This window comes from Saprospiraceae bacterium, assembly GCA_016716185.1.
GTDB lineage: Bacteria > Bacteroidota > Bacteroidia > Chitinophagales > Saprospiraceae > Vicinibacter.
The window spans coordinates 607,639-630,481 of sequence record JADJWV010000002.1 but is presented as its reverse complement, the minus strand read 5'-3'; the positions used below and the strand labels follow the sequence as shown (position 1 = coordinate 630,481).

Here is a 22,843-nt window from a genome sequence, read left to right as displayed (position 1 = left end):
GAAACAAAAGCAACTCCATATTATTAGACTTTTGGCTCCTTTATCAGAAATCTTTTCAATAAAGGAAGCATAAACTTGCTTCTCTGCTCATCGAGATACCATGTTTGTTCGCTCATATCAGCGTTGCCTGAATCCATAAGTATTCGAAAAATTCGCTGCTTTTCTCCGGTTGACATACTGGAAAAACATCTTCGCAATAAAGGCAACTGCGATTTAAAATGTTCAACTTCCAGTCCACCGACCCATTTATCCAATACCTGAACCACATCCGGTTGCAAAAGAAAAAATCCGGCTTGAGCAGAAATAAAACCTTCCAACCAAAATGCCATGGTAGGAATATCCCGATGGCTGGAAAACTCAAATTGTATTGCTTTTAAAAATTCAGACTCGGAACAAACTTTTTTCTCAACTAAAATGCTCCAACATTTCCCCCTCAGCAAAGGATGAACCAACTGGTTGACCGATATGGATGTCAATTTTTGAAACCATGAACCAGAAAAATCATGGTCTGGAAAGCGGCTGAAATAATGCTGAACATTCAATAAGGCCGTCAACATTTTACGTGCCCTGTCTTCCTTTAAATGAACGGTCTGATCCGGAATCAGGATCACTAATTTAGGAATTAATTTATCGAGGACCTTCAATATCCAGTTGACATCTGTGTTGTGGAGTGAACCGTAGTCGCAAATGTGAAGCAAAGGTTGAATCAATTCCGATAAAAGAACATAGTCTTGTTGTTCTAGCAGTGCTTCATCCAAGGCATCTGACAGGAGTGGCCAAACTGCATACATATCGGCCTTTAAGGAATGTTCAAGCCGGTAGGCGATTTGGTCAATAGGCATTCCCTTGGAAACGATTTTGTTCAGGTATTGAACACATGCATCCTCCAGCGTATTGCCCAGGAGTCCTCGCTGGATCAATGTCATTTCGAGATCCGGATGCCAACGAAACTGCCATTGTTCGTGAAATGTACCCAGGGCATTCCAGTCGAGAGCCCATTTGTTACACCATTGCAAATCGATAAGCAAGGAGTAATGCAAAAACCTGGAAACTAACAAGTGTTTGTTTTTTCTGAGGTCGAGCAGCAGGCTGTCCTTCTGATGTATTTTCCAATAGGGTTTCAGTTTAAGTTTTTGTATGCGTTCGTGAAATTGATTCACAAAAGGCAGGGTTTGTTGGTTCAATGGCAACTGCCCGGTCGTGTCTCCACACAAGATCATTTCATGGAAAACTTCCAGCTTTTCAGGCAGGCCCCAGACAAAATGAAGTTTTGCAGCATCCAGGAGTTCATCCAATCCGGGATTCGGCAATCTGCGAAGGTTTGAAAGCTGCAGCGCAAAAACGCTGGCATCAATGATGGCAGCTGTAGAAATTTCAAGCCCTGAATTCCTTAAAACGCGGGCTGCTTTCGAAAGAAATATTTCTGATGCACCATTGGCATTTTCAAACATGCTTTCATGCCATTGCGGCGAATGAATACCTGCGGTGTAATGCTGGTTAAGACTGAGATGCTTATAAGACCAGGGTATCAGGCAACTGCCAACATCGGCTGTTTCCAGTTTTGGTTCTTCTTCGTGTTTGGTGATATCGAGAAAATCTTTGGTAAGCACCGGAGCATGCCAGGCACCACAAACGATGGCTATTTTAGAATAAGCATTTTTACAACATTCCCGGATACACCAACGCATGTGTTGTTCCCGGAGCATGGTTTCCCGGTCATCCAAACCTTCGCTTTGCGTTCTAAGTTCCGACATCAAATCCAGAAGGATACTAAACAACTGATTGTGCTCATGCCATTGTTCGAAATGCATTTCCCACCATCGCTCAGCATCATTAAAATGGTCTAATGAAGCGAGATAAGCGATAGGATCATTGACTATGTGCTGATATTTTGTTTCTGGACCTGCAGCTGTTCTGGCATGATAAAGCGATGGATGTAAAAAAGCAGAAGCAGGAAGATCGATGCAAACTACAGGGATCTTTTGTTCGGCAGCAACCCGAATGGCCTGGTATTCGGGAGAAAAAACCGCAAAAGGCAGATAAATTGAAGAAGAAGGATTGCTCTTATGGTAATACAAAAACGCAACCGGAGGAATGTGGTCGGTGGTCTGCAGCGCTTTCACCAGATCACCCGAATCCGATGGCAGCTCGATCAGCAAAACATCGGCTTTAAATTCTTCCAAGGCGCGTTTGAGCCTCCTTGCAGAACCCGCGCCATGATGTCTGATTCCGAAAATTTTAAATTCTGTTTGCAATTTCATAAAACTAACGTCCGTTAGTTTTTATTATATATTCTTCTTCAATAGTTCGTACCATTCCTTAAAATCTGCCCTTTTCTTAAGTACAGACTCATTGTACTCACTCAGGGTATTCATCTCTTCAGGATCGTCTTTAATAAAGGTTTGAATCATGGCATGGGCTAAATCCGGTATACCCAACTCCGCATCTGAAAAATAATGGTGCTGGATCCTGGCATGATGGAGCATGGATATGGTTTCAGCTGGACTAAACAAAGATTTGGTTTTTTTGATCTTCTGTTTTCCGTCGTTTGATATTCCCGATCTGAGTTCCCGAAAAATAACCAATAATTTTTCGATATGCTTTTCTTTTAATTTTTCCAGAGGGATGTTTAAAGATTTTTCCATTTGCTGAACCCGCTGATGGACAATTCTGATTTCATCAGAAAGATTTTCCGGCAATGGCATCACGAGCATATTGAATCGCCTTTGAAGGGCAGATGACATGGGATAAATACCCTTATCCTGATCATTGGCACTGGCAAGAATGTTGAATCCTCTTCTTGCCTGGACTTCGATTCCTAATTCAGGTACAGGCAGAATTTTTTCAGATAAGATGCTGATAAGCGCGTCCTGAATTTCAGTTGGAATGCGGGTCAATTCTTCAATGCGTACGATTTGTCCGCTCTCCATGGCTTGCATAACCGGACTGGCAACCAAAGCTTCCTTACTTGGTCCTTTAGAAATGAGTTGCGCATAATTCCATCCATAGCGCAGCGAATCTTCATGAGTTCCCGAAGTTCCCTGTACCAGCAAATTTGAATGCCCGCATATGGCAGCAGACAAATGTTCGGCCAACCAGCTCTTTGCAGTTCCTGGTACACCCAGGAGCAATAAAGCACGGTCAGATAAAAGTGTTGCAATGGCTATTTCTACAATTTTGCGGTCACCAATATATTTCGGACTGATTTCCAGGCCACTTTTTGTTTTTCCACCCCATAGGTATTTCAAAACAGCCCAGGGAGAAAGTTTCCAGGCATATGGTTTTTGCTCAGAATCCTCTTCCAACAGTGCGGTAAGTTCCGCGGTAAAAGTCTCTTCAGCATGTAATCTGAGAATGGATGGATCCATAAGAGTTCTTAAATGTTTTGGTCTTGACTAAAAATCTTAAAAAATTACAAATGCATTTAATTGCATAAACTTTTTACTTCAACTTTATCGAAAATTTTTACATCAAATGTTTTTTCTTTCCATTCATGCTGTGGAATTTCTTTCATGCGACCATTGAATCGTTCCATTTCCAAGCTAAATTCCTGTGCTGTTGCTTTCAACTCTGCATTGCCCTTCAAACAGGATTTGCCATTTTGCCCGATTTCAAATCCAGCCATGGTAAATAATTTATCCCAGATCAGTGTGTGAGATTTTCCATTTGATAGTACAGCGTTGGCTTGTTCGTAATTGGCTGCATCAGACTTTCTGGACCACACAACTTGTCCCTCTGAATTAATAGATGCATAGACGAGACCGCCTTTTTTCCCGTATCCATCACCAAGCACAAGAAGGTTTCCCCTATCATCGATGCTTCCTGCTTTAAAAACATAATCTTCAAATCCGACATAAAACTTACTCCATAAAATTTTACCGTCGCTGTTGGTCTTTACAATGTATGCATTTTCAACATTGGCTTGAAATGCAATTTGTCCAAGAAAATAGAGATTTCCTGAAGCATCTTCGAGCACCTTTGTAAAAAAAACATGATGCACCTGGTCATCGTCGAAATGAAACTTTGCAGACCAAACCGATTGACCTTCTTTGTTGATCTTGTAAAATGCATTCATCAAATATCGCTTCCGGGTTTGTCCATCAATATATGCTCCCTTTTGTTTGAAACTCACCAGAAACTGTTGGTCTTTGGTCACTATAATATCTTGCAGTATTTCCACAGAGGGCATTTTTCTGGACCACAAAGTTTTGCCATCCGGATCAAATAAATGCAACTGTATTTCATAGGATTCATCTGAAGGATTTTTACCGGCCAGCAAAATATGTCCTTCAGGATTTATCGCCATTTCTGCCTGATCTGTAGTTTGGATGCTGTCTGAACTCCGTGCCCAGCTTAAATTAAATTTCGAATCGAGTTTGGCTACAAATTTATTTTTATCAGCTCCGGTAAATCCACTTACTATGTAAAACCCGCCCGGCATTTTTATTTTTTCAATCCGGTCGTGTTCTTCCGCATTGCCCACAGAAAATCCGGTGCCAGCATCGTTGTTAGAAAAATTACGAAGATGACAAAATCCGTCTTTATCCGAAGCTGAACCAGAGGAGTTGTAAATGGCAGACTCACCACAAATCAAAAACCGATCTTTGTCGGCTACTACCGCATCGCAAGTGAGTCCCTTGTTTTCGACTGTAAATCCGTGTTGCCTGTTTTCAGTGCCGGAACAGGCCAATACTGCGAAGGGTAATAAAAACTTTACCAAATTCTTATAAACAGCGTTCATCCATTTCAAATTAATGCACAAAAGTAAGAAATCGATATAGAGTTCCTTAGATTTAAACTGATTTCTGGCTTTTTTAAAATAATGCCTAAGTATAAAGTAAAGGGGACTTCTAAAAAACCTCTCAGACGAGGCGTGTGAATTTTTTAAGCTCAGAGTTTACTGCCTATCCCGCAAGGCGGGATAGGAGTTTAAATAATTTGCACAACGAAGTATCAGGGATTTTTAAAAGTGCCCTAAATAACATTCAAAAATCTTAACTAAAAATGAACCCGTTAATTTTTTATAATTGTGCCTCGTTAAATAAGATTACATGAAACCGCAATTTGCACTCATCGTTCTATTGGGCTTGTTGGTAAATAAGAGCTATACTCAAATTAAAATCAATGCCGCTACTTTTGGTTCACTGGAAGCCAGGGCAATGGGTCCGGCGACAATGAGCGGAAGGATCACAGACATTAAAGGAGTGGACAGCAGTCCCAAAATTCTATATATCGGAACTGCAGGTGGCGGAGTTTGGAAATCCACAAACGCCGGAGCTTCCTACAAACCGGTCTTTGATAAATACTGTCAGTCCATTGGAGCCATTGCGATTGATCAGAAAAATCCGGATACCCTGTATGTTGGTACCGGCGAAAGCAACATGCGAAATTCAGTTTCGATTGGAACAGGCTTATACAAATCGACGGATGCAGGCGATAATTGGGTAAAAATCGGATTGGATAGTACAGAACATATTTCAAAAATTGTCATCGATCCAAAAAATAGCAGCAACATCTATGTCGCAGCGCCAGGCCCGCTTTGGTCAGATAGTCAGCACAGGGGACTCTTCAAATCGACAGATGGCGGTAAATCCTGGCAAAAAATTTTTTATATAAACGAACGTACCGGATGTGCAGATATAGCCATACATCCCGAAAATCCTGCAATTGTGTATGCTACCTTTTGGGAATTCAGGCGCAAAGCCTACAGTTTTGCTTCCGGAGGCAAAAGCTCCGGTATCTATAAAAGCGAAAATGGTGGTCAAACCTGGAGGAAATTGACCAATGGACTCCCTGATGGAGATTTTGGCCGTGTAGCTCTAACACTTGCGCCAAGCGAACCGGACAAACTTTTAGCGATAGTCGAATCGAATAATACCGGACTGTATATTTCTACCGACGGAGGTGAACATTGGAAATCACAAAGTGCTACCATGAATGTCGTGTCGCGCCCTTTTTATTTTTCTACTTTGGTGGTCGATCCTTTTGATGCAAAAAGAGTTTACAGACCAGCCTTGCAATTTTCCTATTCTGACGATGGTGGTTATTCCTGGAATGATGCCAGTTATGACGGTGGTTGGGTACATTCCGATCACCATGCATTGTGGATCAATCCAAAAAATACGGATCACATGTTTCTCGGCACTGATGGGGGTGTTTACATCTCCAATGATCGAGGAGTAACCTGGATATTTTGTGGAAATTTACCGGTTAGTCAATTTTACAGAGTGGCAGTAGATGATCACGAACCTTACCGGATTTATGGCGGACTGCAGGATAATGGTTCCTGGATAGGACCAAGTGAAGCCCCTGGAGGAGTCAGCAACAGCGATTGGAAAATGCTCTATTGGGGCGATGGTTTTTGGACCATACCTGACCCCTTGGACCCCAATACAGCCTATGCAGAAAGTCAGGGTGGAAATGCCGCAAGAATTGATCTGAGCACATTCAAGTCTTACAACATCAAACCACAACAAACGAAAGCTCAGGATAAATTGAGATGGAATTGGAACACCCCTATTACATCAGGTGTCTCCAATAAAAAGAATTTATACATCGGCGCTCAATACCTGTTCAAATCTACTGACCAGGGCAGAAATTGGATGGCCATTTCGCCGGATCTGACTACCAATGATAAAAAGAAACAAGACCAGGAAAATTCCGGTGGACTGAGCGCAGACAATACAAGCGCTGAAAATCACTGCACGATTTATTCTATAGCAGAATCGCCTTTTGACGAAAAAATTTTATGGGTCGGAACGGATGATGGAAATGTGCAATTGAGTAAAGATGGCGGACTAAGTTGGCAAAAATTAAATTCTAATTTTCAAATTCAAGGCGTTCCTGATCAGGCCTGGGTAAGTTGGATTGAATTGTCGAATCATCATACCGGAACCGCTTATATCTGTTTAGATCATCACACCTACGGCGATCATCAAACGTATTTACTTCAAACAACAGACATGGGTAAAACCTGGAGCCGAATCCAAAGCCCGGAATTTACAGGATTCGCACATCGCATTAAAGAAGATCCCGTGAATGAAAACCTTTTATTTCTGGGAACAGAAATGGGTCTGTTTGCCAGTCTGGATAAAGGAACCAATTGGTTTCGTATGAAAAATAAAATACCCGAGTATGCATTGGTCAGAGATATTCAAATACAGGAAAGGAATTCTTCACTAATCGTTGGAACCCATGGTCGCGGAATATATATCATTGATGATATCACTGCCATGCGAAAAATGACCTCAGAATTTGCCAATCGAAAAATGGCACTAATCGATTGTGATACCATGGTACTATCATCGGGAAAATATGGTGGAGGCATGGATCTCGGAAATTTCTGGAATGCACCAAATCCAGATGATATTCCTCCATTCAAGTACTATTTGAAAGAACGAATCATGAAAGGCGAATTCAAAGCAGAAATACTGGATATGGAAGGTAAAACGGTTCAGTCACTTACGCCTTCCAATCGAAAAGGCATCAATAAAATTTATTGGAACCAAAGAATGAAGCCCGGAAAAGTTGCTGAGGGTGGCACCAAATTAGATTTTTCAGCATTTGTTGCACCGAAAGTATTACCCGGAAAATATCAACTCAGATTATCTATCGGTCATGAGCAACTGATCGATACATTTGAACTGATTCATAAAGATCTTCGGGATTACACCTTAGCAGACCGCATTGCACAACACGAACTCTGTATGCAGTATTACAAAATGCACGAACAACTTGCCGGAATTGTTGCAGAGATCCAAACAAAACAAGAGCAACTCAACTCTTTGATTAAAAAATGCAAAAAACAAAAGCACAGGACCTGGCTTGAAACCTATCATAGTGAACTTGAAACGCTCAGATCCGATTTATTGGCTACAAAACAAAAATCGATATTCGCAGATGAAGAAAAATTAAGGGAACGAATTTCGGATGCATACAGTGCTGCTGCAATTCAGGACATGAGACCCTCAAATCTAGTTACAGACCGTGCTCAACAATTAAAATCTGAAGTTGAAGAGGCTGGTCGCAACAAAGATATGATGATCAAAAAAAATACGGCAGGACTTGATAAAATTATCAAAGCTGAAAAACTTTACGAAGAACGGAAGCCGTGAGATCTGTTTTAGGCTTTTAGGCATGTAGGCTTTTAGGCATGTAGGCATGTAGGCTTTTAGGCATGTAGGCTTTTAGGCTTTTAGGCTTTTAGGCTTTTAGTCCCGATAAAATATATAGAACTATTTCTTTACTAAAATATTATCCAATTTTATCGGGATTTAGGCTTTTAGGGATAATCCAGGTAAAGAATATAAGTTCCGGGGAATGAATTTATTTTCGATTTAATATTTGATCAGATTCTTGAGAATTGTGGTTGATTTTGATGGAATTAAAAAGCTACGTTAATTCAACTCATATGAATCCCTGCTCTTTAAATTCCTTCCGCCCTCCATCATAAACATTTTGTTCTTCCGCCATCGACAGGAATATTAATCCCCGTAATGTAAGATGCCAGCGGACTGGCCAGGAAGGCGACTACATTTGCAACTTCAGAGGCTTGTCCAAACCGTCCGGCAGGAATAGAAGACATCATTTTTTTAGCTATTTCTTCGGTACTTATTTTTTGTTTTTTCGATTCTGAATCAATAATGGATTGCAGCCTGTCGGTTTGCGTAGCACCCGGCAAAACATTATTCACAGTAATGTAATGGGCTGCAAGTTCGTTTGAAAGTGTTTTTGCCCAATTGGCAACCGCTGCACGAATGGTATTGGAGACACCAAGATTTTCAAGGGGTTGCTTGACGGATGTTGAGATGATGTTGATGATTCTTCCATAGGAAGTTGCTTTCATTCCTGGAATCAGCTTTTGCATTAAAATATGATTGCTGATCAAATGTTGATGAAAAGCTTTGTAAAATTCATCCACTGTTGCAGTATGCGCAGGGCCACCCGGAGGTCCTCCGGTATTGTTGACGAGAATTTGAAATGAACGGTCAAGGAGTATGGTATCCAGTTTTTTATTTAGATCGGCATGATCGTTCAAATCCATAGTAACATAACTGTGGCTTTGATGGGAACTGGCTGGAAGTTTTCCAATGAGTTCGATCAACTCAGACTCGGTTCGTGCAATTGCAGTGACAGAAGCTCCCGCTTGCGCAAGTGCAACAGCGCAGGCTCTACCTATACCTTTGCTCGCACCGCAAACCAAAGCATGAAAAGCTTGTAAATCTATTGAGAGCATTAGTCTATCAAATTAAAATGGCCTTTGAAAATTTTAGTACTGATATCATTGCAATCCTGATAACTGATTTTATACATATATAAATAAGTGTCCAAAGGATTTGAAACCAGGGGCTGCCAACTTGCATTCAGATCATGAGCGCTGAATATTTTTTGACCCCATCGATTGTATAAGCTCCATTCAATTTGTTGAATGCGCGATTCCTCCGGAGGTTTGAGGTAAGGCTTAAAGCTTTGATTTTCGGGATGACCGCTTTTTGTAACAACATTCGGAAACATCACAAAGGTTTGTACATTGCGATTCGAAGGTAAAATTTCTTTGCTGCGTTCCAGTTCGTAACAAACTGTTTTTGCACGAACCGAATAAATACCCGGCTTTGTAATTTTTGCAATGCGTTCTTTTTGCTGATTGTTCCAGATAAAATCAAAACACGAATCCGAACCGTTGCAAAGTGCTTGGAGCAAAATGGTGTCACCTGTACATACGCTATCCGCACTTAGTATTTTCATATTTACATCTTTAAAATACTTAATGATCATGGTATCCCTGATCACTGTTTTACAGGCATCGTTGAGGCGTATCTCTACCCAGATCAGATCTTCGTTTTTAAATGAAATTTCAGGGCTTGTGCTGCCGTTGCTCCAGACAATATTCTGATTGACATAGGCATCGGGCACTCTTATTGTTTTAATCGTATCCTTACATAATTCAAGATCAGGAGGCAAAGGATCCGCGGTTATGCCGGGTGAAATCTCCACCATTTCAAAATCATCGACGTAATAATAGATAGCTTCAAGTAATGGATCGGATGGTCTTTTACTACCGACAAAGGTTGTATCATCTTTACCTAAATCCCTGAATCGTCCAACGATAAAATGGTCTTCCCCTCCACAAGCCATGTATTCAAAACTGAATTGACGGTAATTTTTAGCCGCAATGTAGTCCAGATCAGGAGAACTGAAAGATGGAGTTAACTGCTTCAGTGGTTCTGATTGCGGATAACTCACTTTTCCTTTTTGAATGTGGATTCCAATTTCATCAACGATGTAATTGAGATTCTGAGAATTTCCAGCTATCCAGAAACTAAAACGATAAGTTGCGCCCATCTTCAGCGGTTCTGTAAAATGATTGGCCAGGTATTCAAATTTTCCAAATCCTGTGAAAAAACCCCCGTGTCGTTTTCCGCTGCGAGGTTGAACAGAATAAATATCAGGCGATCCGAAGGTTGCTGAATTCCAGTCTGCAGGAACATTCGCTCCAAATCCTATTCCGAGTTCTTTAAACCCCCGGCTATCGCACAAGTCGCATTGTTCAAATCCCGGATTTGGAATCAAATTTTGAGAATTGGCTTGTTGTATGGCTGCAAGGCCCGCTATGGTTACAATCAGTATTTTATACATGCGCTGTTTTGTTCAGCGAAGTTAAACAGATCTTTTACTTATAAATAGCAAAAATCAAAGCCATTACAGGGGGAGCTCACTTACCATCAAGATTGATACGTTACTGCAAACGATTTATTAAGTTCAAAGTATTAAAAAAAAAGATCCCGGAAGTTATTTCCTCCGGGATCTTTTACCTAGTACTTGTTTTTTAAAAAATTACTCTGCCACGACTTCAAAATTGATTTTACAATGTACGTCTTTGTGAAAATCGATAGTGGCTGTATAATTACCGGTTGTTTTAACCTCGTCGTCCAAATGGATTTTTTTGCGCTCCACTTCGAGGTTACATTGGTCCTTAATGGCATGAGCAAGTTGAAGGCTGGTTACAGATCCGAATATTTTATCGGTTGTACCAACTTTAGCACCAATTTTAATATTGACGTTGGCCAACTGGTCTGCCATCTGTTTGTATTCATTCACTTTCTTATTTTCTTTGGCTTCCTCCTGCTTTTTCATCTCTGCCAATTTCCTCAAATTGGTGTCGTTGGCAAGAATAGCAATTCCATTGGGAATCAGAAAATTTCTTCCATAACCGGGCTTGACTTTCACAACATCGTGTTTGTCTCCCAGATTGTCCATATCTTTTAACAAAATGATCTGCATAATTTTCGAATTTGAATTATTTCAACAAATCGGTTACAAAAGGCAAAATGGCCAGATGTCTGGCTCTTTTGACGGCCGTTGCTACCCTTCTTTGATATTTCAAAGAATTTCCGGTCAGCCTTCTGGGCAGCAATTTACCTTGCTCATTTACAAACTGGATTAAAAAGGCATCGTCTTTGTAATCGATGTGTTTCAATCCGAATTTTTTGAAACGGCAATACTTGGTTTTTCTCTGGCCGATATTCGGGTTACTTAAGAACTTTATTTCGTCTTGCGTTGCCATAATTTACAATTAATCTGGAGTCTTTTAAAAATTATTCTTCTTCAACAACTACTTCAGGAGCTTTGGGCGGCACCACCGTGAGCCGATGACTGTCTACGCCTTCGGGTACGGTTTTCAACCTTTCTTTCCTTACTTTTTTACCAATTTTTCCATTTCTTTTGTCTTCGTTGTACTTGACTCCATATTTATCAAGCTTTACAGTGAGAAAGCGCATAATGCGCTCGTCGCGTTTTAATGCCAATTCTACTTTCGTAAGATAGGCAGCTGCTTCGGAGGCAAATTCAATACAGAAATAGACTCCGGTGTTGCGTTTGTTTATGGGATAGGCAAGTTGCCTCAATCCCATCTCATCTACATAAATGATTTGGGCTCCTTCAGCCATTAACATTTCTTTGTAGGTCTGAGCTGTCGATTTGACTTCATCGCCCGACAGAACTGGATCAACGATGAAGCTTATTTCAAAATGACGCATAAATAATTAAATGTGTTTTTTTTAAGGGCTGCAAAGCTAACTAGTTTTCCACATTTAGCCAAAAATGCCGTCATTTTTTCGCTATTTTAGCTTTAAAACTGCCGATTTCAAGACATCCAGGCAAATATTAATGGTTTTTATGTGGGTTCTAAAGCTCAAAACAGCCAACCGGATCCAAAATATCCCTTGTATCGTCGTTGATGAAAGAAATACACGCCCATCTTCCAGCACATACTCAATTATCTTTTGATTAAATGCATTGGCATCACCCTGGTCTGGAATGTACCTGTAGATGCAAACTGAAGTTTCGGGAAATGGGCCGGTTTTAAAGCCTAGTTTCCCTATCTCCCGGTAAAAATACCTGCACAACAATATTTTTTCGTCCAGGCACGCCTGGAAGGGCTGGATGCCATACAAACGCAAAGGCAGCCACAGCCTCAACCCCCTGAAATGTTTGGTCAACTCCGGAGACAGATCAGCCGGGCTAAGTTCATCTTGGGATTGGAGCGTATCCTGCATGTATGCTGCCTTATAATAATGTGCTTTATATAAGGAGGCCAGATCTTTGATCAGAACCGCCCCCAATCCATAAGACAAGAACATTCCTTTGTGGGGATCTATGGCAATGCTGTCTGACCTTTCTATCCCTCTGAAAGCAGCTTTTACGGTGGACCCATCGGGATAATTCAATTCGCTCAAAATAAAAAACCCTCCGTAAGCAGCATCGACGTGAAACCAAATGTGATGTTCTTCACAAAGATCTGCCAGGTCCTCGATCGGGTCAATGGCTCCGGTATCTGTTGTACCTACTGTACCCACTACCATAAAAGGCATGAGACCATTTTTTTTATCCTCCTGAATTTGTTTTTGCAGACATGGTATATCCATTTTAAAAGATGCAGTAATCGGGATGGTCCTGACTTGCGAATATCCCAGGCCAGATATCCGGATGGCTTTATGCACACAATGGTGAACTTGTTCGGTGAGATAAATACACAAACTGCTGATCTGCTCGGGCTTAATATTACGGGATTCCCTTGCTGTAACGATCGCAATCAGGTTGGCCATAGATCCTCCGCTGGTCAGATTTCCTAAACTTCCTTCCGGATAAGCCATGAGGCGACACAACCATCGGATGAGCTCATTCTCAATTTTCACAGCGCCTGGACCTCCATAGAATATACCCGCATACTGATTGTACAAGGCAGCGAGGTAATCGCCCATAACTCCGCCAAAAATACCCCCGCCGGGAATGTAACCCAGATGCCCACCGGAAGCAGGATTCAATCCGTTGCAAAGCATGTCTTTTTCAAGTTCTTCGAGTATTTCATCTAAGGTCCGCTGTGTATTAAGACCCGGTTCCACCTCAAGTAAACCCTTCATATCCTGAAACTTATGGTATGCTTTTCCAGTTTCCAGAGAATGGATAAAAGCCTCGGTGTTTTTGGAGATTTCCTCCATCCAGAGACCCAGTTGGCCATCACCAGGTTCAAGCTTTCGGGCAAGTGGCTCCAGGCCGGCAATGGTTTCGAGAATCGGATCAATTGGTGTAGCTGAATCCATAGGAAGTGTTTAATTAGCTTCAAAAATTTTGTAAAAGAATTGTAAAAAAATAAAATGCTACCTTCCGGATACATAATAAATCGTAATTTTCGTATCGTTTAGCAATAGACGATTTCTTTAGAATCGACCAGCGGCTTCAAATATTAAAAAAGTATTCAAAACTAAGGCTAGAATCTAAATTTTGAAGGCGCCAGTTTTCAACCAGACATGCGCGACACCTTTTTGCCTGGATTCATTTTCGGGGAGGGGGCAATATTCATGCTGGATAAAGAAAACAGTGGTCGGATCTGGATTTTATTTTTTATATTTCTGATTCATTATTAAAACTAAGGAACCCTCTCAAAATTAGAGGATCGTTTGAAGAAACTATGTTGACCAAAGATTCAGTTCATGATGCACTCAAATACCATTTTGGTTTTGAGTCATTCAAGGATAACCAGGAACACATCATTAAAAGTTTGCTCGATGGTAAAGATACTTTTGTAATCATGCCAACGGGAGGCGGAAAATCACTTTGTTACCAGCTTCCCGCTTTAATGATGCCGGGCACAGCCATCATCATTTCGCCGCTTATTGCTTTGATGAAAAATCAGGTGGATTCCATCAGGGGTTATGGACAAACAGATGAAATTGCTCATTTTCTCAATTCTTCTCTGAATCGTTCGGAGATCAAGCAAGTCAAAGATGACATTGCCAGAAGTAAAACGAAATTACTTTATGTCGCTCCGGAAACCTTGCAAAAAGAAGAGACGATTGAATTTTTAAATTCGGTCGACCTCTCTTTCATCGCCGTTGATGAGGCCCATTGTATTTCGGAATGGGGCCATGATTTCCGACCTGATTACAGGCGTATACGCGATATGATCAATTCTCTCAAAAGGCACATCCCCATCATTGCATTGACCGCTACGGCCACTCCGAAAGTCCAAACGGATATTGTCAAGAGTCTTGAGATGGCAGATCCTCAAATTTATATTTCATCTTTCAACAGACCCAATTTATACTATGAGGTGCGCCCGAAAATCAGCAAGGATCAAGCCATCCGGCAAATCGTCCAAATTATAAAAACACATCCGGGTGAATCCGGGATCATATACGTACAGGCAAGAAAAACAACCGAAGACCTGGCACAAATCCTCCAGATCAATGGCATAAAAGCAGCGCCCTACCATGCCGGAATGGATGCCAAGGCCAGAACACAGGTTCAGGATGATTTTCTGATGGAACAAATCGACGTCATTTGTGCTACCATTGCCTTCGGTATGGGAATCGATAAACCGGATGTAAGATTTGTTATCCATTTTGATATTCCCAAGAGTCTGGAAAATTATTATCAGGAAACCGGACGAGCAGGAAGGGATGGTATGGTTGGTGATTGTTATGCTTTTTTCTCTAATGCCGACCTGATCCGGCTGGAAAAATTTCTGAGGGATAAACCTGCTTCCGAAAGAGATATGGGTGCGCAATTGCTGGATGAAATGGAAGCCTATGTGGAAAGTGCTGTTTGCAGGAGAAAATTTGTATTGCATTATTTCGGGGAAGAGTTTCATACCGAACAATGCAAATCCATGTGTGATAATTGCAGAAATCCAAAACCACTCATCGAAGCACAGCAAGAACTTTCTTTGGCCCTGAACGCAATAAAAGCTTTGAATCAAAATTTTGGAATTAAAACACTCGTAGAATTTTTATGCGGGGTAAAAACCAAAGACATTCTTGACTACGATCTGGATAAACACGAATTGTTCGGCAAAGGAATTGAAAAAGGAAATTTGTATTGGTTCTCCTTATTCAGACAAGGGATCCTTCTAAACTTTATCATCAAAGACATTGAAACTTACGGCATTCTCCATGTGAGTGAAAAAGGAGAAGAATTCCTTAAAAAGCCACATGCTGTCCAAATCAATATCAATCACGATTACAGCGATACCACATCTGTGGTCGAAGACGATAATGGGCCCTCACAGGGCGCAGCCCTGGATCAGAATCTTTTTAATATATTAAAAGAGATCAGACTGGAAGTTGCTAAAAAACACAAGGTCAAACCATGGGTGATCTTTTTTGATCCTTCCCTGGAAGAAATGGCAACGCGTTACCCGGTAAACATTGAAGATCTTTGCAAAATTTCCGGTGTCAATAAAGGAAAAGCAGAGCGCTATGGACAGGCGTTTATTGAATTCATCACCAAATACGTCGAGGAGAACGAAATCGAAAGGCCGGATGATTTTATTTTCAGACAGGTTGCCGATAAATCCAAAAATAAAGTCGACATCATCAAGTTTATCGATAAAAAAATACCACTTGAAGACATTGCACGCAACCTTCAAATGAATATGGAAGAATTGATGGATGAACTCAATATGATTGTGGCCTCAGGGACCCGGATCAATATCGATTATTACATCAACGAAAATGTAGATGAATATTCTAAAGACGACATCTATGACTATTTTAAAGATGCAGATTCCGATTCGCTTGAAGATGCCTACAAAGCTTTGAAAGAAGACGACATCACTTTTGAAGAAATAAGACTGGTCCGTTTAAAGTACATGTCGGAATTTGTAAACTGATGTGGACCATCCCAATCCTGAATGGACCTAACTTGAACCTCACAGGGGTCAGGGAGACAGAAATTTATGGAATTCAAAATTTCGAAAACTTCTACCCGCAACTCAGACAAGAATTTTCTCAGGCATCATTCCCCGATCATCAAACCAACTGCGAAGCAGAACTCATTGATTTATTACATGCATACAGAAAAAGCGCTGATGCCATTATTCTGAATCCCGGCGGATATACTCATACCTCGATTGCCATAAGAGATGCTGTTGCCGCAATGGATTTTCCGGTTGCAGAAGTGCATTTAAGTGAACTTTCAAGCAGAGAATCTTTTCGTCAGAAATCACTGATCAGGGATGTATGTTACTTTCACATCAGTGGATGCGGTATGCAATGTTATAGAATGGCAGCCATGCGATTACTCGAGTATTTGAAAATCACACAAACAGGATCTCTCTCTAAACCGGAACATGAAAGAAAATAAATCTACCAGGATCTTTCAATCCCGGCCTTGGGATCAGTTGAATGAATTTATTGCATTCGGCAATTATAGTTCTTTGCATATTGTAGTCGATGATCATACAAATCAGTCTTGCCTTCCAGTCTTTCTCGAATCGATTTCACAGCAACCGGAAGGTGTTGCTTTGCTCCCGTCCGGCGAACTCAACAAAGATTTGAACACCTGCGAAAAATTATGGAGCCAATGGATGCACGATAAGCTGGATCGAAATAGCCTGGTCATTGCACTCGGCGGTGGCGTGCTTTGCGATTTGGTTGGTTTTTGTGCCGCCACCTTCCAAAGGGGATTGGATTGTGTCTACGTTCCTACATCATTAATGGCAATGGTAGATGCTGCCTTTGGCGGCAAAACTGCAGTAAACCTCCACATGACTAAAAACATGATCGGTTTGTTTAATTTACCTCAGGCCATTTTACTGGATCCCATTTTCCTGAAAACACTGGATGACCGCCAGATGAAAAATGGATTTGCAGAAATTATCAAACACAGTTTAATTCAGGATCCGCCCTATTGGCAGGATATTGAAAATGGGAGTTGGCCCGTTGAAGAAGAAGAAATGAATCATCTGATAAAGAGGTCTATCCGGACCAAACTGGACATTGTCGAAAAAGATCCTTTAGAAAACAATATTCGCAAAGCCTTGAATTTTGGACATACCATTGGGCACGCTATTGAAAAATCAAGTCTTGAATCTGCAAGAGACGTCTTGCACGGAGAAGCCATCGCTATAGGAATGATCGTGGAGTCCATCATATCAGCACAAAAATATCACTGGAAACCAACGTATCTGGAAAGAATCACCAACCTCCTTCTCCCTTTTGTCAATAAACAAAGCTGGGACGAATGCCTGATTCCAAAAATCCTCGAGGACGTACAATTCGATAAAAAAAGAATAGGAAAAAATATCTTATTTAGTTTGCTCGAACAACCTGGAAAACCGGTTTGGAATGTAAATTTGAATAGCGAAGAAATACAACATGGACTGAATACTTTTCATGAATTAAATATTGCTGTAAAAACCTGATATGAGGTGGAGAGATAAAATAATAAAAATTATCCAAAAACTCAGAACTGAATTTTCCTTCACTGATATTTTTTCCGGCCAGGAGAATTCAGATAAACCCTGGTTTCGAAAATTTATCCATTTCACCTGGAAAATGTTTTTTGGCTTGTTGGCCTTATTTTATTTGTGTCTTATCCTGGTGTCGTTTGACAATTTACCGACGTTTGAAGATCTGGAGAATCCAAATTACAATCAGGCTTCCATTATTTATGCAAGTGATAAAAGCATCCTTGGTAAATTTTTTACAGAGAATAGAGAATTTTTACCTTATGATAGTTTAAATGAGCATTTGGTACATGCATTACTGGCCACTGAAGACAGCAGGTACTACAACCATTCGGGAATTGACTTTTGGGCCTTGTCCCGCGTAGCCGTCAGAACCATTCTCCTCAATCAATCGGAAGCAGGCGGAGGAAGCACGATAACCCAACAACTTGCCAAACTTTTGTTTGAGCGCCCATCACTTGAAGGACGGAATGCTTTTATCAGGAAATTTTTATTAATCCGCACCAAATTTAAAGAATGGCTGGTAGCCTTAAAATTGGAAAAACGTTATACGAAAGAGGAAATCATTGCCCTGTATCTCAACAAATTTGATTTCCTGTATGGTGCCAATGGGGTCCAAACTGCAGCTCAAACTTATTTCGGAAAAAATCAGAAGGCACTTGAAATCGATGAAGCAGCCATGCTTATCGGTATGTTGAAAAATCCAACCCGATACAACCCTAAAAGATTTCCAAAACTTGCTATGGGCAGGAGAAATACCGTATTGGAATTAATGTACGAAGAATCTTACATCGACAAAAAGACTTACAAAAATTTATCCACCAAAACCTTTGATATTACGCTGTTTAAGCGTGATTCCCATTTGGAAGGAATGGCACTTTATTTTCGAGCCGAACTGGCCAAATGGTTAAAATCATTATTTGAAGACGAACGTTTCCGCAAGCCCGATGGCAGTCAGTACAATCCTTTTCAGGACGGTTTGAAAATTTATACAACCATCAATCCGGTCTTTCAGCAAGCTGCTGAAAATGCTGCCAAAGAGCATATGAAAAAAATACAAAAAGCCTACTTTAATGTCTGGACAAAACAAGATCCCTGGACCTATGATGCCGATGCTCCAATTTTAAAAATCAGAAAGGAATCCTTGAATCAGTCCATACGGGAAACGGAACGATTTCAAATTATTTGGAACAAATACTACGAAGGTTTGGTTTCTCAACTGGAATCTGAAATTGGAAGTATTGATATCAACGACAATACCATTCAAAGAATTTACAACGACGATAAACAAAAAGGATTTTTAAAATCTGAATTGCGCAAAAAAGTAATCAATCAGACCCAATACGATTACAGTATTAAAATAAAAAATTCCTCTCTATGGCCAGAATTCAGCAAACGATGGCCAGCATTCGAAAAGGAAGTCAAAGCAGCCATGACCACCCCAATTAAAATGACAATTTACAATTATGAAACGACGGGTGAAAAAGATACACTTATGAGTCCTCTGGACTCCATCAAATATCATAGAAAACATTTACAAATAGGTTCAATCGCCGCTGATCCGCACACCGGTGAAATAAAAGCCTGGATCGGTGGAACTCATTTTAAGTATTTTAAGTTTGATCACGTCAATGCCAGACGCCAGGTAGGTTCAACGTTTAAGCCATTTGTGTATACAACTGCCATTGCACTTCAGGGCATATCCCCCTGCAATGAATTTCAGGACATTCAATACACCATTCCTGCCAATGATCCCAATTTCAATCTGCCTGAACCCTGGTCACCCGGTAATGCAGCAGAAGATTTTAGCGGAGAAAGCATGAACCTCTACAGAGCGTTAGCGCTTTCAAAAAATTCGATTACAGTTAAATTGGTAACGTTGTTAGGCAGCGTTGAGCCCATCCGAGGACTTTTACATAATATGGGTATCGATTCATCTCTTAAAAGAAAGGATGGAGGTTACCTCATTCCTAAATTTCCTTCAATTGTACTCGGTTCTCCGGATCTTTCAGTCATGGAAATGACGGGCGCGTATACCACTTTCGCTAATGATGGAATATATACCAAACCTTTTTTTGTTTCAAAAATTGAAGACAAAAATGGCAAAATCATATATAAACATACACCCGTTCATAATGTAGCGATCCCTCCCAATTACAACTATGTCATGCTTGACCTGCTGCGCAAATCGGGTGGAACCTACAGTTTAAAAACCCCCAATGGAGGAAAAACCGGTACGACCAATGATTATGTGGATGGTTGGTATATGGGCATTACTCCTGATTTGGTGGTTGGAACCTGGGTAGGGGGAGAAGATCCCTGGATCCGTTTTCTGAGTCTGACCATGGGTCAGGGTTCTGTAATGGCTAAACCGTATTTTGTGAGTTTCATTTCAAGTCTGGAGGCCAATCCGGATTCTGGTTTCAATACGAATGTTCAATTTAAACATCCGGGTGGGGAACTGGGTGTCGAACTAGACTGCGACGCATTTAAAAAATTCATGCAAAGCCACCACGGCTCAGATACCAATATTCCAGGCAGTAACCCCGGAAGAAAAGATGAAATTTATGAAGATGAATAAGTTGTCCAAAGTCCTGTCAATATTTTTACTTCATGATGCTTATTTTGAAAATTGGCCTTTGGCAAGCTGCATGTTTTCAGTTAAGTTTGTAACTTATTTAAAAAATTAATTTCTTCTGAATTATTCCTATGAGTCGTCTTGCAAACCAACATATTTTTTTCGCGAATGGCATCGTCCTTCTTGTTGTTGGTATCGCTGGTTTTATAGCCAATAATTATGTAATGCATACAGGATTGACACCAGTAATTTCAGGATTCACTTTTATTTTGCTATCCATATTGCTTAAAAACGGTTTGAACTACTTCACAAAACCAGCCATGATATTTGCAATTCTATTGGCTATCGCATTTTTCTGGCCTCTTTTGAGAAATATTGAACAATCCGATATTTGGGGTATGACACGAATCGGCATTGAAATAAGCTCATGCCTGATTACCGGTTATTTTGTCTATAAAAACATTAGGGCCTGATGAATTCAAACCAGATACAGTTCAGATTTCAATGGTCCGGCTTCAAATTTTTAACAATTTGTTTTGCATTGTTTTCTTCGATCTCTTCTTGCTTTCCACCTGTTGAAGAAGACCTGACGCTAATTAACTATACCATACAAGATCCCGTCGTCAGACAAATCTTGGACCTCCGCGATAGAAGAAACAGCGATTCACTTCAAATCTTCCTGAATCATCCGAAAGCTTCCTATCGTTATCTGGCCAGTCTTGCCTTTGCATCCTATAAAGACAGTACTTCTGTTGAGAAATTGTCATGGTTGCTGGATGACCAGGTAGAATCGGTTAGACAGGCCACCGCATATTCATTGGGTCAGATTGGCCATGTATCTGCTGAAAAATCACTTATACAGGCTTTTATACCGGTCGATTCCAGCGGGCCGTTTAATTTGACTAATGCCCTGATCCTTGAAGCGCTGGGAAAATGCGGTTCAGACTCAACTTTAAATTTTATCTGTAACATTTCTACTTATTCACCCGATGATACGCTTCATGTTTATGGTCAAATGCTTGCTCTTTACAGATTCGGTCTTCGTGGAAAAATATGTAATGAATCTCTTGAAAAATTTATCAAAGTTGCGACCAATGATGCTTTTGATCCTAAGTCCCGCTTAATAGCCGCTCACTGCCTCCAGAGATTTCAATTTGATCAAATCGACGACCATCTGGAAGTTCTCCGCAGGGCTTGCAACGAAGAGAAAGATCCTGAAATCAGAATGTGTCTGGTTTCTGCTTTGACAAAAATTCCCGGCAATACAGCTCTGAATTCGATTGAAGAATTATATTCACGGGGACTCGATAACAGGATACAGGTAAACTTATTGAAGGGACTGCACAATCATTCCAGTCTTCAGGCTCAGTTTTTTGCATTGAAAGCAGTTCAAAATCCCTCCGTTTCAGTCGCTTCAGTGTCAGCCCAATATCTTGTTGAAAAAGGAAGCACTGAAATTTTTGAAGAGCTAAAAAAAATATCCGATCAAAAAACAATGCCCTGGCAGGTCAGGGCGATTGTCTTTCAGGCCGCGCTGAAACACATTCCACATTTTATGGTCATCACTAAAAATGAACTGATCTATAAAATTAAAAGCCAGATTTCTCAATCAAAAAATCCCTACGAAAAAGCAGCCTACCTGAAAGCCTTGTCCAGAATCACCAAAGAATTACCAAATATTCTACAGTACAGCCATTCCAAACAACATCCATTTGTGGAAGTTACCGTGGTTGAAATCATCGAAATCATATTAAACAAACCAGATTTTCCATTTATTTTTAAAGGCTCTTCCAACCCAATTTATGCATCATTAGGCGATTACTTTAATAAACAATGTATGAAAGCGGATGCCGGAACGCTTTATGTAATCGCTTCCATCTTCAAAAAGCCAAATAATATTCCCAGGAAATATTTCAATGCAGATTCCATGCTGGTATTGGCAAGGCAAAACCTTAAGCTACCCAGAGATATTGAAACGTATAATGCTTTGAGCGAAACCATCGCCAAAAGGAATCAAAGTCAATTTATTCCACTGGTGCCCGCATTCAATCACCCAATCGAGTGGAACGCACTGATGAATTACCGGGATACTGTGGAAGCAAAAATCATCACTTCCAGAGGCGACTTGCACTTAGAACTTTACCCTACTCTTGCTCCCGGCTCTGTTTTAAATTTTATCAGACTTGCTGAAGATGGTTTTTATAAGGATAAGGTCTTTCATCGCGTTGTTCCAAATTTTGTAGTTCAGGCAGGTTGCCCCAGAGGCGATGGTTACGGAGCATTGGATTATTCTATTCGAACAGAGATCAGTCTGCTTCATTATCAGAATTCCGGAATGTTGGGTATGGCCAGTGCAGGTCCCGATACCGAAGGAACTCAATTTTTTATAACCCATTCACCAACTCCCCATCTGGATGGGAAATATACTATATTAGGAAAATTGAAAAGCGGTCATGATGTGTTGCTCAGTATACATCAGGGCGATGTCATTCAAAATGTAGAAATCAAATAAAAAAGAA

The 22,843-nt window shown here is 40.6% G+C and carries 16 protein-coding genes; 7 read left to right on the top strand and 9 right to left on the bottom strand.

All coding sequences use genetic code 11. From position 1 onward, the window contains the following. Positions 1-23 precede the first annotated feature (23 nt). The 3 genes from IPM34_04355 to IPM34_04345 are packed head-to-tail and all read right to left on the bottom strand — an operon-like array spanning position 24 to position 4,741. Positions 24-2,261: a hypothetical protein gene (locus IPM34_04355; GenBank protein MBK8954774.1), complete on the bottom strand. Its 2,238-nt coding sequence runs from the start codon at positions 2,259-2,261 to the stop codon at positions 24-26. 24 nt (positions 2,262-2,285) lie between these two features. Beyond that, positions 2,286-3,368 carry an AAA family ATPase gene (locus IPM34_04350; GenBank protein ID MBK8954773.1) on the bottom strand — a complete coding sequence of 361 codons (1,083 nt, stop codon included), beginning with the start codon at positions 3,366-3,368 and terminating at the stop codon, positions 2,286-2,288. 56 nt (positions 3,369-3,424) lie between these two features. Then, on the bottom strand, positions 3,425-4,741 hold the full coding sequence (locus IPM34_04345) for a hypothetical protein (protein MBK8954772.1): 1,317 nt from the start codon (positions 4,739-4,741) through the stop codon (positions 3,425-3,427). Between the two features lie 310 nt (positions 4,742-5,051). Between IPM34_04345 and IPM34_04340 the strand changes: the two genes are divergently transcribed. Then, entirely contained in the window at positions 5,052-8,114 is a 3,063-nt protein-coding gene (locus tag IPM34_04340) for a glycosyl hydrolase (GenBank protein MBK8954771.1), read from the top strand. Between the two features lie 332 nt (positions 8,115-8,446). Here IPM34_04340 and IPM34_04335 read toward each other — a convergent pair whose 3' ends face one another. From IPM34_04335 to IPM34_04310, 6 genes are all read right to left on the bottom strand, one after another. After that, a complete protein-coding gene (locus IPM34_04335; GenBank protein ID MBK8954770.1) occupies positions 8,447-9,235 on the bottom strand; it encodes an SDR family oxidoreductase in 789 nt (262 codons plus the stop codon). Next, positions 9,235-10,635 carry a gliding motility-associated C-terminal domain-containing protein gene (locus tag IPM34_04330; GenBank protein ID MBK8954769.1) on the bottom strand — a complete coding sequence of 467 codons (1,401 nt, stop codon included), beginning with the start codon at positions 10,633-10,635 and terminating at the stop codon, positions 9,235-9,237. Before IPM34_04330 ends, IPM34_04335 begins: the two co-directional genes overlap by 1 nt. Before the next feature lie 198 nt (positions 10,636-10,833). Beyond that, positions 10,834-11,280: a 50S ribosomal protein L9 gene (locus IPM34_04325; protein ID MBK8954768.1), complete on the bottom strand. Its 447-nt coding sequence runs from the start codon at positions 11,278-11,280 to the stop codon at positions 10,834-10,836. A 16-nt stretch (positions 11,281-11,296) separates the two neighbouring features. Next, positions 11,297-11,566, bottom strand: coding sequence for a 30S ribosomal protein S18 (locus tag IPM34_04320; protein MBK8954767.1), 270 nt, complete (start codon positions 11,564-11,566; stop codon positions 11,297-11,299). Between the two features lie 28 nt (positions 11,567-11,594). Next, positions 11,595-12,035 (bottom strand): 30S ribosomal protein S6, encoded by a 441-nt coding sequence (rpsF, locus tag IPM34_04315; protein MBK8954766.1) that lies wholly within the window; start codon positions 12,033-12,035, stop codon positions 11,595-11,597. Between the two features lie 81 nt (positions 12,036-12,116). Then, complete coding sequence (locus tag IPM34_04310) at positions 12,117-13,571, bottom strand: aminotransferase class I/II-fold pyridoxal phosphate-dependent enzyme (GenBank protein MBK8954765.1); 1,455 nt, start codon at positions 13,569-13,571, stop codon at positions 12,117-12,119. Between the two features lie 395 nt (positions 13,572-13,966). Between IPM34_04310 and recQ the strand changes: the two genes are divergently transcribed. From recQ to IPM34_04280, 6 genes are all read left to right on the top strand, one after another. Beyond that, positions 13,967-16,168, top strand: coding sequence for a DNA helicase RecQ (gene recQ, locus IPM34_04305; protein ID MBK8954764.1), 2,202 nt, complete (start codon positions 13,967-13,969; stop codon positions 16,166-16,168). Beyond that, a complete protein-coding gene (locus IPM34_04300; protein ID MBK8954763.1) occupies positions 16,168-16,641 on the top strand; it encodes a 3-dehydroquinate dehydratase in 474 nt (157 codons plus the stop codon). The genes recQ and IPM34_04300 overlap by 1 nt, the downstream gene beginning before the upstream one ends. Further along, positions 16,628-17,701 (top strand): 3-dehydroquinate synthase, encoded by a 1,074-nt coding sequence (gene aroB, locus IPM34_04295; GenBank protein MBK8954762.1) that lies wholly within the window; start codon positions 16,628-16,630, stop codon positions 17,699-17,701. Before IPM34_04300 ends, aroB begins: the two co-directional genes overlap by 14 nt. Before the next feature lies 1 nt (position 17,702). After that, on the top strand, positions 17,703-20,327 hold the full coding sequence (locus IPM34_04290) for a transglycosylase domain-containing protein (GenBank protein ID MBK8954761.1): 2,625 nt from the start codon (positions 17,703-17,705) through the stop codon (positions 20,325-20,327). 128 nt (positions 20,328-20,455) lie between these two features. Next, positions 20,456-20,797 (top strand): hypothetical protein, encoded by a 342-nt coding sequence (locus IPM34_04285; protein MBK8954760.1) that lies wholly within the window; start codon positions 20,456-20,458, stop codon positions 20,795-20,797. A 1,601-nt stretch (positions 20,798-22,398) separates the two neighbouring features. After that, positions 22,399-22,836, top strand: coding sequence for a peptidylprolyl isomerase (locus IPM34_04280; GenBank protein MBK8954759.1), 438 nt, complete (start codon positions 22,399-22,401; stop codon positions 22,834-22,836). Positions 22,837-22,843: the final 7 nt, after the last annotated feature.